A 13,100-nucleotide genomic window follows, 5' to 3' on the forward strand; every position below is an offset into this window, starting at 1 on the left:
TTAATACACTTTTATTTAAAACCAAGAAAAATAGTTGGTATTTATTACATTAATAAAATCACATTTAAATTCCGATTAAAATACTTGGTATTAATAAAAATAAATGGCTTTATACTTTAAAAAACTAAACCAATAGATTAAAAAACAGCCTACTTAGTAAAGCAAATAAAAGCTGATTTAAAACGATGTAATAAAGATCATATTTGAGTCCAAGATCATTTTCCTTTTCTAAGAATTGACAGAAAAATTAACTTTCTTGTACAACTAAAACACCTAAATGGCTGTTTAATCAAATTCTGAAAAAACAAATACGAAACGATGCTCTCTTTTAAAATATTTTACCCACACACAAATCACTTTGAGAGAAAGAACCATGAAACTTTTCCAAAATGATCAATAAAAGCGTATTTTCACCACGATGGGCTGCTTTTTTATGGATTTATCTTTAAAATGCCCATTGGTTTAAAGGCAATTTGTGAATTGAAATGAAATGTGCATCTTTTTTTGCTGGTGTAGGTGGTATTGATCTTGGCTTTGACCAAGCAGACTTTGAAACAATTTATGCCAATGAAAAAGATTCATTTGCCGTTGAAACACTCAAAGCAAATTTTGATTTTATTGTCGATCATAGAGATATTAATGATGTACAAGCATCTGAGATTCCAGATTTTGATATCATGCTGGCAGGCTTCCCATGCCAAGCATTTTCTGTAGCAGGTTACAGACAAGGCTTTGATGACCAAAAAGGTCGAGGTAATTTATATTTCGAACTTGAACGCATTTTTAATGAGAAAAAACCTGCTGTGATTTTTCTTGAAAATGTTAAAAACTTGGTTGGCCATGACCAAGGAAATACGTTTAAAACCATTTTAGAAAGCCTGCAACAGCATGGTTATCATGTGAAATATAAAGTTCTCAATGCCTGCGAGTATGGCAACATTTCACAAAATAGAGAACGTATTTATATTGTCTGTTTTAAAAGTATTACAGCTTACGAAAGATTTAATTTTCCAACAGCAATTCCACTACAAACGAGTATCAGTGATCTGTTAGAAGAAGAACATTTAATTGATAAAAAATATTTTTATACTGCAAAAACCCCATTCTTTAATCAACTTGTAGACGAGATTAAAGATGCAAAAACTTTATACCAATGGCGTCGCCAATATGTTCGAGCCAATAAAAGCAATGTATGTCCAACACTCACAGCCAACATGGGTACAGGTGGACACAACGTGCCGTTATTAAATGTTCAAGGTCACGCCAACACAATTAGAAAACTCACACCAAGAGAATGTTTTAATTTTCAAGGGTTTCCAAAAAACTTTAAACTGCCTGAAAAGACCAGTAATGCTAACCTATATAAACAAGCAGGTAATAGTGTTGTTGTCCCCGTTATTGCACGTATTGCACTAGAAATAAAAAAAGCCTTAGCCATCAAAAAAACTGTTGTCGATGACCGACAAATCACTCTACTTTAAAACACATAGCCCATAGGTTGAAATAAAACAGGTTCAACCTATGGGTATTTAAAAATATAGTTGTACACACCCTAAAAGCTTCTTCTCATTAGCACACACAAAGACCGATCAAAGTTAAAAATATTTTTATATAAAATTAAACCATTCATACGCTCAACAAACCGTTGTAATCAAATATGATTTATTAATTAAAACCCATCTGTCATTTCCCAAAATGTATCACGAAGTCAACATACTTTTAGGTCTCTAATCTTGAGATTGCAAAAAGACATCATATTTTGAATGCGTGAGTATTAGGTGGATTGATTTTAACTTTTGAGAAAAAACCACTTTGTAAATAGTAGTTAGATGCGTCCATACGTGTTTTACCATTCAATGTCGCATTTTGTGGCAGTATATATTTTTCATCAATAATATAAGCTAACGTGGCATTATCTACATAACCCACTACTTCTAAGGTTATAAGTAATTTCGCCCTCAACTGAGATAAAATGGCCGTTTTATCATTTACAGTTATGCTCTTTTTTTGGAGACGTATATCTTTGAATAATGCTTTAATATTTGTTTTCACACGACTAAAAAATAAAAAATCGTACTTGCCTTTACTCTGAGCATGCTGGTTGGGTAAATAGATTGCTTGCCCAGCGGTGGTAGACCAATCTTTTTGCTCTAAGAGCAACAAATGCCCAAAATGCTTGGTGGTTTTTATGGCAATATGGTATTGCTGATTAATGATAAAATCTGCACTATCCCACTGGCCTTTACCATAACAGGCATAATCAACCTCTGTAATGTGCTTCACAGAGGGTCTTTGCAAACACATATTAAAAAATGCAACTTCACCTAGCTTACTAATAAAAACATCTATAAATGTTTCTAAGTCACTACGCATATATTGACCACCTGAACGAAAGCTCCGATGCTCACCTGTCACACCAAAAGTCATACTCCAACTAAACTCAAGTACCCGTAATATATCGTCTTTAGAGCATATGACTTGAGCCCCTGTACCAAAGTTAGCCTTTGAATTAATGACATAATTATTATGATCTTTTGAAAGGTATTGAAACGACATTTTGGTCACACTTTATAATTTTTAGAGATGGAACAACATCTGCTGTGCTTTACTTTTCGCTTAATCCCCTCTTAAAATATTCTAAGCACTGCAAAGCTACATATCTTTTATATCAAAACACTGTACAAATGACTATAAATTGAATGTTTTTTGAAACAAATTGCCAATTCAGACCAATAAGTCTGTAAAATCCCGCTCCGTGATGGCATAAGTCGTTTGTATAATGTGCTTTCAACAATTGTAGCTACTTTTTTTTGCAACTTTTTAGCACCGATTTAAGTTAGCTATGGTATAAAACTTGCTTGGCAATCATCAAGCAGTGAGAAGTAAGTTTCACAAACTTTACTGTTCAATGAATTTATTTTTTAGGAAAATTCCGTATGAAAAATTGGAAGAATAAAATACTTGTTTCAACAACAGTAATGCTTGCGACATTTGCGACACATGTTCAAGCCAAAGACTGGTCTGTGATTCGCTTTGGTACAGAATCATCTTATGCACCTTTCGAATACAGAACAGCTGATAATAAACTCACAGGCTTTGATGTAGACCTAGGTAACGAGATCTGTGCACACCTTAAAGCAAAATGCGTTTGGGTAGAGAACTCTTTTGACGGTATGATTCCTGCACTAAAAGCGAAAAAATTTGATGGTATTTTATCTTCAATGACCATCACAGAAGAACGTTCAAAACAAATTGCTTTTAGTAATAAGATTTACAACACACCAACTCGTATGATTGCAAAAGTGGGCTCGCCATTACAACCAACCGTAGCATCCCTCAAAGGTAAACGTGTTGGCGTACAACAAGGCACCATGCAAGAAAGCTATGCAAAAACGTACTGGGCAACTCAAGGTGTGAGAGTGGTATCTTATCCAAACCAAGATGTCCTCTATCAAGACTTAGTTTCAGGCCGTTTAGATGCATCACTACAAGATGCGCTTATGGTTGATGCTGGTTTCTTAAAATCAGCAAAAGGCAAAGGCTTTGCTTTTGCAGGTAACAATGTAACTGATGCAAAAACACTGGGTGTAGGTGCAGCCGTTGGTTTACGTAAAGAAGATAACGACTTACGTGAAAATATCAACAAAGCACTCGCAGCAATCATTGCAGACGGTACATACAAAAAACTAGAGACAAAATACTTCCCTTTTAGCATCTACTAAGCTCAATACCAAGTGTCAGCCCTGTGCTGGCACTTCTCTTATGTATTATTCTCATCAATATCAGATTTATCGTTTCACTTGGAGAAGATGAGTATGTTTTTGTCTGGTTATGGTTCAGCACTACTCAGTGGCACATGGATGACCATACAGCTCGCACTATTTTCGCTCATACTTTCAATTCTTATTGGCTTAATTGGTGCAGTCTGCAAAATCTCCCGAATTAAGTTTGTACGTTCTATCGCGACTGTATACACCACCCTTATTCGTAGTATTCCCGATCTACTGATCATGCTACTTCTGTTTTATAGCCTTCAAATGGGGCTAAATGCCATCACTGAACCATTACATATGGATCAAATTGACATTGATCCATTTGCAGCAGGTGTCATTACGCTTGCATTTATTTATGGAGCATATTTTACAGAAACATTTCGCGGTGCATTTCAATCTGTTCCTAAAGGACAAATTGAAGCAGGCTTTGCATATGGTATGACACCATTTCAAGTGTTTCGACGTATTTTATTTCCGCAAATGATGCGTTTTGCACTGCCAGGTATTGGAAACAACTGGCAAGTTTTGGTCAAGGCAACTGCTCTGGTTTCTATTATTGGTCTCACAGATATTGTTAAGATCACTCAAGATGCTGGGCGAAGTACCATGCAAGTGTTTTACTTTAGTGTTGTTGCAGCGATTATTTACCTTGCAATTACCACTATTTCCAACCTCATTTTAATGTGGCTTGAGCGTCGTTATTCGGCTGGGGTAAGAAAGGGTCAACTATGATTGAAATTATTCAAGAATACTGGAAGTCTTATCTTTGGACTGATGGTATGCAAATGACAGGTCTTGCCATGACCACTTGGTTATTGGTGTTGTCAATTGCAATTGGCTTTGTACTTGCTGTGCCTTTAGCGATTGCTCGTGTATCAAGCAATCCTTTTATTAGCCGTCCTGTTTGGTTATTTACTTATATTTTTCGTGGTACACCATTGTACGTACAGCTGTTAATTATTTACTCGGGTATTTACAGCTTTGACTTTATTCACGACCATGAACTACTCGATGAATTTTTTAGAGAAGGGTTAAATTGTACAATTTTAGCTTTTGCGCTCAATACCAGTGCATATACCACTGAAATATTTGCAGGTGCAATTCGTGCTATTCCTTACGGTGAAATAGAAGCTGCGCAAGCATTTGGTATGTCACCATGGAAAAAATATACCCGTATTATTATTCCATCCATGTTACGTCGTGCCCTTCCCTTCTATGGCAATGAAGTGATCTTAATGCTACACGCAACAAGTATTGCTTTTACAGCGACTGTACCAGATATTTTGAAAATTGCGCGAGATGTAAACTCTGCAACCTATCAAACATTCAATGCTTTTGGTATTGCAGCAGTACTGTATGCATGTTTGGCTTTTCTACTCATTGCAATCTTTAGAAAATTAGAAAAGCGTTGGTTGGCATTTTTAAAACCATCGGATCATTAGGAGTAACACACATGACAGATTCAACCAAACTAGTGGTTCGTGACTTATATAAAACCTTTGGCGACAATGAAGTCCTCAAAGGCGTGTCTTTAGATGCCAAAGCAGGCGATGTAATCAGCATTATTGGTTCATCTGGTTCTGGTAAAAGTACCCTATTACGTTGTATTAATTTTTTAGAGCAACCAAGCAATGGTTCGATTAAACTCAACGGTGAAAAACTCAAAACGGTTTATGATAAAAATAACAACTTAAAAGCCACTGACCCTAAACAACTGCAAAAAATGCGTACCCAGCTGATGATGGTGTTTCAGCATTTTAACTTATGGTCACACATGACCGTTTTAGACAATGTCATGGAAGGCCCTATACATGTATTGGGTGTAAAACGTAAAGAAGCTGAAGAACGTGCACGCAAATACTTAAGAAAAGTCGGACTTAATGAAAGCATAGAGGGTAAATATCCTGCGTTTTTATCAGGTGGCCAACAACAACGTGTCGCCATTGCTCGTGCTTTAGCCATGGAACCTGAAGTGATGCTGTTTGATGAACCAACCAGTGCTTTAGACCCTGAACTTGTTGGTGAAGTACTCAAAGTGATGCAAAGCTTGGCAGAAGAAGGACGTACCATGATTGTGGTGACCCATGAAATGGGCTTTGCTCGCCATGTGTCTAACCGAGTGATCTTTTTGCATCAGGGCAAAATTGAAGAACAAGGTAACCCACAAGAAATTTTAGACAACCCGAAAAGCGAACGTTTACAGCAGTTCTTGACAGGTAGTTTAAAATAAAATCTGTCTATTAATACTCATTAGTCACCATGAATCCCATTTTGTGGTGACCCCCTGGTACAGTCTTGCAACAATACATTGCGTTCAAAACTAGACCTCACATAAACCAAATGCAATGTGATATGCCCAATTAGGTATATCTTCACGATACACCGTCAATGAAACTTTACAGCCATCTTCAATATGAATGCCCTGAGCAAGACATAATGCTTGCAACTGTACTGGTGTTAAATATAGCCATGCATTGTCAGGGGCAGTCTGTATATTAAAATCTGCATCACGTATGCACTCCTCATATCGCCCTGTTTGAGGATTCAATTCTATGAGACCCGTATGATGGTAGAAATTCAAATCACCATCATCATTAAAATGATAAACCTCTTTTCTTTGTTTATCACGCAAACAGGTATCTACATAAATTTGCTCGGTCATTAAGCCCCAATATGTCTGCGGATTTGAAAAAAGCTGATACCCTGACGATGCAAAGAATTTCTCATTAAAGGCTTTAATTTGCTGATCATCATTTTTAGCAAATAAACAATACCCTGTATCAAAGCGTAATCGTGCATCTATAACGAGCTGTTGATCTTCATTCCAAGGTAATAGATCTTGCAAGTCTTGCGTCTGATAGGTTTTTAGTTTTGCATAGCCTTCATATCCAGGTCTGGTAAACACTGCTTTTTTTTGAGGTTGAGCAAGTTCTTCATTGGCACAATAGCGATAATTAAACTGTGGAATGGCAATATTAGGCTGTTTCATAACATTTAAACGATGTCGATTCACTCGCCCTGCGGTTTGTACAATCGACTGCGTACTCGAAGCATCAATCACTGCCCAATCAAAATCATGGTCACGGCCAACTTCTTCTACAGGTGTAGCAATCACAATAAAAGGAATACTGTCGCTATCCGATGCTTGAATGAAAGATAAAATACTGTCATCGTTATAAATATGTTCATTGCCTGTCGGGCGTTTACTGCCATTTTTATGCCGTGCCAGTAAATAATCTAGACACTGTTCTTTATGAAACCGTGAAATAATCCAGTCATTGGCATGGTAACAAGCCACTTTTGCATGCGGTAGCTGTGCACTCAAATATTTCGCCAATGCAATGGCATGTTTAATATTGGCAACACGAATTAAGCCAAAAGAAATATCGGTTTTAGTCTTTTTCACTTGCCAACAATGGTGCTCATGTAGCATTTTTATTTGAGTTAAAATCGTTTCCTTCCATGCGACAATCGAAGCCACAGGCATTTCAGCAAGGGTCGCTAAACGATACGGCTGTGCTGATTTCTGTAATAATATTTGCTGTAAGTCGCTCAAATGTTGTTTATATCGCGTTAAAAAGTCACTTTTTTCATGGCTACTTTGTACAGACACTTTGGGCTTGAGTTCATTGTCGACCAAAGCAAGGATAAACTTTTCAGGCTGTTTATTGAGTGCTGCTCGCATTTCTATGCCTGATGCAAATGCACGGTAAATACTGTCTGCCACCGTTTCGGACAAGGTTGCAGATGAACAAATCACATGCCGACCATGCAATGCAGCAAGTTGCACTAACCGTAGCACCGCCATCAGTGCTTTAGGGTCATAACTGTCAATTTCATCTAAAACTAAATCGCTACTCATCACCCTCAAACAGGCTTTCACATGATGACCTTGCTTTTGTGGTTCACCTGCTGCAATTAAATAATCAATGGTCGAGACCAAAAGTGGTGCAGCCAAAACCGTGCGTGCTGTTTTATCAATGACTTTTTTGCCTTTTACTGTTTTGGTGAATAAAGGATTTAACCAATTCGGAATATGTTGTTCTTCACCGTAGGCATCAAACATTGGCTCAGAGATGTTTTCATCATCATCGACATGCACATCATTTTTTTCACGCTGACTAAACAGCTTTTGACTGACATGATCACCAATAATAATCGCTATTTCATCATCAGATAAATTCATTGAGCTTTTTAATGCATCGCCTGTTTGTAGCGTCAATGAACGTAAATTTAAAGCAATCGCAATACGTGGGTCTTCTGGGCGAAGTGTGCAGGCGGCCCGTAAATTCATACGAGTTTTTCCACTCCCTGTACCTGCAATATTGAGCATTAAACACGGTGTATCTGGCATTTTTTGTATGTGTTTATGCAGTGCGTTGGCAACGACATTTTGCCACTGAAAGCGTGAACTTGTGGCAGGCTGACAAATATATTCAACGGTTTGTTCGCTTAAACCTGCCATGCTCAAATCTGTGGTCATTTTGCTGGCAAAGTACGCCGCTCGATCTCCAACCTGTTGCAAATGCCAATTTAAAGGCTGATCTTGTAGTTTCTGCTTTTTATTTTGACCCACCTCTTTTAGTTTAGTATTGGCAAATAAACGAATACCCTCAGGTTTATTCACTGAGTATTGCTCTGCTGAAACCACATGGTCGGCATGAATGAGTGCCACACGAGCATAAAAAGCCAATGCTTTCCAATACAATACATCTTCTGTGCCATCAAGCATTTTTATTACACGTGCCATACGATGCTGATGGCTTTTAAAAATCGTCGCATCTATTTCACCCGCACAGCTCAACTGTGCTTGGTTTGGCGGATTATTTCGCACATGTAAACTCTGATCGGGATTCCAGTTTTTATCACCACCGAGTAAACCATGATGTGTCACCACCAAATAATCGACCGCCTCAAAGACATCTAATAAAAATGCCGAAATTTGGTCATTTTCCGTGACCTTTCGATCACCCAAAGTTAAGCAAGATAAACCACGCGTTAGGTTTTTCCATGCGTCTTGCCAATGCCAATCATTTTTACGCAATTGCTGTAGTAGCTTTACTGACAACCATTCATGGCGAATATCATCTCGTACCATTGATGATGCCATTTGGGGCATGAGTTTGTGCTGAAAATGTTGTGAGGCTTTGCCAAGGTCATGCACATCACCTGCAGCACCTGCCAATAAACTTGCAACACGTACCCAAGCCGGTATCTGTTGTTGCTTATATGGTTTTTTAGTCGATGCAATTGGGTATGCACCCTCTAAGTTAAATTTTTGCTTTGAACCCACCACCCATACACGTTTCATACGCCGTGTACCATAGTTGATATAGGCAACCACTGCGGTTTGTCTGGTGGCTGTTCTTTTCAATGCTGTTCTAATTTCTTTTAAACCCTCCATGGTCATGGGTGCTTGCCATGTGCTTTGCCCTGTACGAATAGCATAACTGTCGAGCACGGCTCTGGTTTTTTTAAGTGCACGCTTCTCACACGCTGACTGAATCAAAATATGCATAATCGTGGTTATTTTATTTTAAGATTTAGTTTAGAATAGCTGAACTGTTTGCTATCGGCCAGATAGTTGAGAAGTTAATGTTAGTCTTTTTTAACTCCAAAAACTGAACATCAAAGTAAAGTATAACTCTCTCAATATCAAATAACGCTTAGATCTAGTCCAACCACACTCTAAAAAAACAACCATTTCCCTACATGATCTACAGCCAAGCTCTTAAATGTCCCCCCCTTAATCTTTAACTTAAAACTTGCTGAACTCGGCTATATCTTTAAAAACAAATCGACCAAATCTTGGGAAGTATATAGCCATATTACAAAAGTGGTCGACTCATCAATGAAACTGTTTCAGTTTTACATTCATCTGGTATTTATATTCCTCATATTCGAGTCAAAGTCACATTAAAAGGCTATGAACATTTAAAGTGCATCTTCAACTAATCAGTCTGTAACATGCATAGCGACAGACCATGTCGCTATGCATGCATTACACGCTTGTGATTACTTAAATTTGTGTTAAAAATATAAAAGCACTGACAAATATACACAAAACAAATGAAAGCATTTTAAAACACCCATACCATCTATAAAGAACACGAGAGGTAAAACAAATAATGACAGATCAGCAAACTGACCTAAATGTATTTCAGCAAGCACTGGCTGATTCTGTACATTTTAGTTTAAAAACCATTAACTCCAATATTGAAAAAGGTGGCTTACGCCTAGCTACAACGCAACAAATCGACTTGCCTTATATTTCAGCACGTACTTTGCTCAGTGATGGCATTGTTATTCCAACGGACTACCAAGCCAATGCGGGCAAAACAGCCACGGTCTTTAAAGTCGTGAAAGCAGCTCAGCTCAATGAAGACTTATCAAGTGCCGAAGAAGATTTTAAACAACAGGTCACTGCGCTTAAATCTGAACTTGCCACAGCATTTACACACCCTTTTTCAGCAGGTTTGGCGCATATCAATGTGCGTATGCGACAACTGCTCATTCCCAAAGACGGTCAGTATATTTCTATCAGCCCACTGACTGCCGCAGGGTTAAACCATGTACTTAATATAGAAGTCGATGCACTCAAAGAACAACGTAAAACAGCAGCTAAAGATACTCACTTAAAAAATATTCAGACTGCTGTATTTGGTATTGGCGGATCAAATGCTCAAAATGTAGGCAGTCTTGTTCGCGCCATGCAACGCCCTATTGTGGTGAGTTCACCACCATCTAATACTCAATCACGGCTTGCATTTCAGTATTTTTATAAAGGTTTTGATTATGGAATTTCAAATGCGTATATCAACCCTGTTATTTATACAGAATTATCAGAGTATGCTGAAAAATTGAAATTACAGATTCAACTCACCACTGAGCTTGGTTTTAATACACTGGGCATTGCTGGACCTTTTTCAAATATGCAACAACGTGCAGATGAAATGGGCCTCATTGAAAAAATTGTGCAGAATGTACTCGAGCAAGGTCAAACTATTTACTTGGCGTTAAAAGCACATGAAAAAGAACTGCCCTCACTTAAAACTTTAGAGCGTAATTCTTTTTGGAGTCACCCAAGTGTATCTATTATTACACAAGGGCTCATTAATACAGAAATCCAGCAGTTTGATGATTGGAAACTCAGCTTCTCATTAGATCTTGCAAAACGTATTACACAACATCGCTATTGGAAAAAATACGCACGCAATCAAGAAGAACAACAAATCATTTCTGTCACTGGAGAAAAAAACATCACCCTGCTGTCACGGCGTATTCTGGAGCTATTGGCATGAGCGAGTTTCTTGTTATTCCCTATTTAAAAGTACAGGCAGCAAATTTTCAGAGTAGTGGTTTGGTCATGGGAGGTGCACCTCTCATGGCAGCTGCTATGTTTAGCCACCATTTGGCACGGCAGGTCAATGCCAAAGACTGTGGCTTTCATTATGTACATCACCACATTCAGCGCTTAGGTGGTGAGGCTTACGGGCGTTTCACCCCTGCACAGCGTCGTGGTTCGGTTTTTATTGGCAAGTCAGATTATTCATCTAAAAATAAATATGCACTGTCGTTACAACCCACAGCAAGTTGCCATTTATTACTGAGCCTCGTGATTGAATTTAAAAAGAAAGTACTTGGTGGAGTAAATCTCAATACTTTCGTGAGTGCCATAAAACGCAGTAAGTTTGCAGGTGGACATATTCTGGAGTTTGGTCAAGTTCAAAGCCATGAGCAAATAGAAGATGCCTTGGCACAAGTTGGCTCTGGCTTTTTAGTCCACGACCGCCATGACCTACTCAGCAAGTATCAACAGGCTTATCAGGTCAATCGTCTGCAAGCCTTCACTCAACTGTTAGCAACTAAAACACCGCATAAAGACAGTGACACTCCTGCTTTAGCACTGCTACCGAATGAAAGCGTAGCGTGGTTGTCTGCTACAACACTCGGCTATGCCTTGTTAGAGCAAGCGACCGATGAGCGTTCAGGTATTCGCCATGCCGACCATCAAGAAAATACCCAACATGCCTATGCTGAACCGCTTACAGGGCTGATTCAGTATCAATCTTTAAACCATGTACTGCATGAAGTCAGTTTAAAAGATTCGACTTATCCAGATGATTATTTGGAACAGAGCCAATGGCAACACCAGTGGCTTAACGATGATATTTTTTTATTGCAACAACAGAAAAACCACTAATTTAAATTGATAAGGAATACAGCATGTCAACTACAGAACATTTTAAAAAACTACCAGGTAGCCTGTCTTTACAACGTGGCACACTCATTAGTGATGCAGCATTTTATCACTTACATGCAGACGGTACAGAAACACCTTTAAACGTCATGTATCATGGTATTCGTGGCACTCAGAATGTCGCAGGCAATAAAAGTAAAGCGGCAGCCGAAGGAAACTCAGTGGCACGTGAAGTATCAAATATTCAAATGACTGAATCGGCAAAACTTTTACCCGAAACAAAACTCTTGGTGAAATGGGATTTACGTTTTATCGATCTTGAGCATATTTTATTTGCTTGTGCTTCTAAAGCAGGGACAGACAAAAGTGAAGAGTTAAACTTTCGCACAGGCTTTAAAGACTATATTGCACGTGTAAAAGACAGCGATGGCATCTATGAAATTGCACGTCGCTATGTGCGTAATATTGCCAATGGTCGATGGTTGTGGCGTAACCGCAGTATTGCTGAACATATTGTGATTAAAGTCAGCCAAGCGATTGAGCATGAACACAGTCAGAGCGTCAAAAAATATATCAATACAGTTGAGTTTAACGCACTCGATTTCGGCTTAAAATCATTTGACCATGCAACGGCAGAAGAGCAACAACTGGCAGAGATTATTGTACAAGGTCTACGTGGTGACTTAAACACAACACTACATGTTCAAGCGATTGTCGACTTTGGCATGGGTGGCGTTGAAGTATTTCCATCACAAAACTATTTAGAAGATAAACCCAAAGGCTTCTCTCGTTCACTGTACCAAATCAACCCAATTAAGCCTGAACGTCAAGCCAAAGACAATCAGTTTTTGGGTCATGCTGCCATTCGGGATCAAAAAATTGGTAATGCTTTACGTACCATTGACACATGGTATTCAGCGTTTGCAGATAATGACAGCAAACCTATTCCTATTGAACCAAATGGTGCAAGTTTAGAAGCACAGCAGTTTTATCGCATTGATAAAAAAGAGAAAGTTTCTGCATTTGATATTTTAAAAGAAATTCACACACTCGACCCCAACAGCGAGAAAGGCATGTTTTTAACCGCATGTTTAATTCGTGGTGGTGTTTACTCTGAAGGAGAGTAA

General features: G+C 38.4%; 10 protein-coding genes. 8 read left to right on the forward strand and 2 right to left on the reverse strand.

The window, feature by feature from the left end:
• Window positions 1–485 precede the first annotated feature (485 nt).
• Window positions 486–1,481 (forward strand): DNA cytosine methyltransferase, encoded by a 996-nt coding sequence (gene dcm / locus I2F31_RS13025; RefSeq protein ID WP_195768864.1) that lies wholly within the window; start codon window positions 486–488, stop codon window positions 1,479–1,481.
• Between the two features lie 271 nt (window positions 1,482–1,752).
• Here dcm and I2F31_RS13030 read toward each other — a convergent pair whose 3' ends face one another.
• Window positions 1,753–2,556, reverse strand: a complete 804-nt coding sequence (locus I2F31_RS13030) for a hypothetical protein (protein WP_195768863.1) — start codon at window positions 2,554–2,556, stop codon at window positions 1,753–1,755.
• A 380-nt stretch (window positions 2,557–2,936) separates the two neighbouring features.
• Between I2F31_RS13030 and I2F31_RS13035 the strand changes: the two genes are divergently transcribed.
• The 4 genes from I2F31_RS13035 (at window position 2,937) to I2F31_RS13050 (ending at window position 6,003) form a co-directional block, all read left to right on the forward strand.
• A complete protein-coding gene (locus I2F31_RS13035) occupies window positions 2,937–3,722 on the forward strand; it encodes an ABC transporter substrate-binding protein (protein WP_195768862.1) in 786 nt (261 codons plus the stop codon).
• A 93-nt stretch (window positions 3,723–3,815) separates the two neighbouring features.
• The gene (locus tag I2F31_RS13040) at window positions 3,816–4,505 is read left to right on the forward strand and encodes an ABC transporter permease (RefSeq protein ID WP_195769023.1); all 690 of its coding nucleotides are present in this window, start codon (window positions 3,816–3,818) and stop codon (window positions 4,503–4,505) included.
• Window positions 4,502–5,215, forward strand: coding sequence for an ABC transporter permease (locus I2F31_RS13045; protein WP_195773992.1), 714 nt, complete (start codon window positions 4,502–4,504; stop codon window positions 5,213–5,215). Before I2F31_RS13040 ends, I2F31_RS13045 begins: the two co-directional genes overlap by 4 nt.
• Before the next feature lie 11 nt (window positions 5,216–5,226).
• Window positions 5,227–6,003: an ABC transporter ATP-binding protein gene (locus I2F31_RS13050; protein WP_195768860.1), complete on the forward strand. Its 777-nt coding sequence runs from the start codon at window positions 5,227–5,229 to the stop codon at window positions 6,001–6,003.
• Between the two features lie 90 nt (window positions 6,004–6,093).
• Here the strand turns inward: I2F31_RS13050 and cas3f are convergent, their stop codons facing one another.
• Complete coding sequence (gene cas3f, locus I2F31_RS13055) at window positions 6,094–9,291, reverse strand: type I-F CRISPR-associated helicase Cas3f (protein WP_195768859.1); 3,198 nt, start codon at window positions 9,289–9,291, stop codon at window positions 6,094–6,096.
• A 610-nt stretch (window positions 9,292–9,901) separates the two neighbouring features.
• Between cas3f and I2F31_RS13060 the strand changes: the two genes are divergently transcribed.
• From I2F31_RS13060 to csy3, 3 genes are read left to right on the forward strand one after another with little or no spacing between them, the layout of a single operon-like run.
• Entirely contained in the window at window positions 9,902–11,074 is a 1,173-nt protein-coding gene (locus I2F31_RS13060; protein ID WP_195768858.1) for a type I-F CRISPR-associated protein Csy1, read from the forward strand.
• Complete coding sequence (gene csy2, locus I2F31_RS13065) at window positions 11,071–11,976, forward strand: type I-F CRISPR-associated protein Csy2 (RefSeq protein WP_195768857.1); 906 nt, start codon at window positions 11,071–11,073, stop codon at window positions 11,974–11,976. The genes I2F31_RS13060 and csy2 overlap by 4 nt, the downstream gene beginning before the upstream one ends.
• 23 nt (window positions 11,977–11,999) lie before the next feature.
• Window positions 12,000–13,100 carry a type I-F CRISPR-associated protein Csy3 gene (csy3, locus tag I2F31_RS13070; protein WP_195768856.1) on the forward strand — a complete coding sequence of 367 codons (1,101 nt, stop codon included), beginning with the start codon at window positions 12,000–12,002 and terminating at the stop codon, window positions 13,098–13,100.

The organism is Acinetobacter rathckeae, from assembly GCF_015627125.1.
GTDB lineage: Bacteria > Pseudomonadota > Gammaproteobacteria > Pseudomonadales > Moraxellaceae > Acinetobacter > Acinetobacter rathckeae.

Coding starts and splice junctions, on each gene's coding strand:
- dcm (WP_195768864.1), top strand. CDS start 486: ATGAAATGTGCATCTTTTTTTGCTGGTGTAGGTGGTATTGATCTTGGC.
- I2F31_RS13030 (WP_195768863.1), bottom strand. CDS start 2,556: ATGTCGTTTCAATACCTTTCAAAAGATCATAATAATTATGTCATTAAT.
- I2F31_RS13035 (WP_195768862.1), top strand. CDS start 2,937: ATGAAAAATTGGAAGAATAAAATACTTGTTTCAACAACAGTAATGCTT.
- I2F31_RS13040 (WP_195769023.1), top strand. CDS start 3,816: ATGTTTTTGTCTGGTTATGGTTCAGCACTACTCAGTGGCACATGGATG.
- I2F31_RS13045 (WP_195773992.1), top strand. CDS start 4,502: ATGATTGAAATTATTCAAGAATACTGGAAGTCTTATCTTTGGACTGAT.
- I2F31_RS13050 (WP_195768860.1), top strand. CDS start 5,227: ATGACAGATTCAACCAAACTAGTGGTTCGTGACTTATATAAAACCTTT.
- cas3f (WP_195768859.1), bottom strand. CDS start 9,291: ATGCATATTTTGATTCAGTCAGCGTGTGAGAAGCGTGCACTTAAAAAA.
- I2F31_RS13060 (WP_195768858.1), top strand. CDS start 9,902: ATGACAGATCAGCAAACTGACCTAAATGTATTTCAGCAAGCACTGGCT.
- csy2 (WP_195768857.1), top strand. CDS start 11,071: ATGAGCGAGTTTCTTGTTATTCCCTATTTAAAAGTACAGGCAGCAAAT.
- csy3 (WP_195768856.1), top strand. CDS start 12,000: ATGTCAACTACAGAACATTTTAAAAAACTACCAGGTAGCCTGTCTTTA.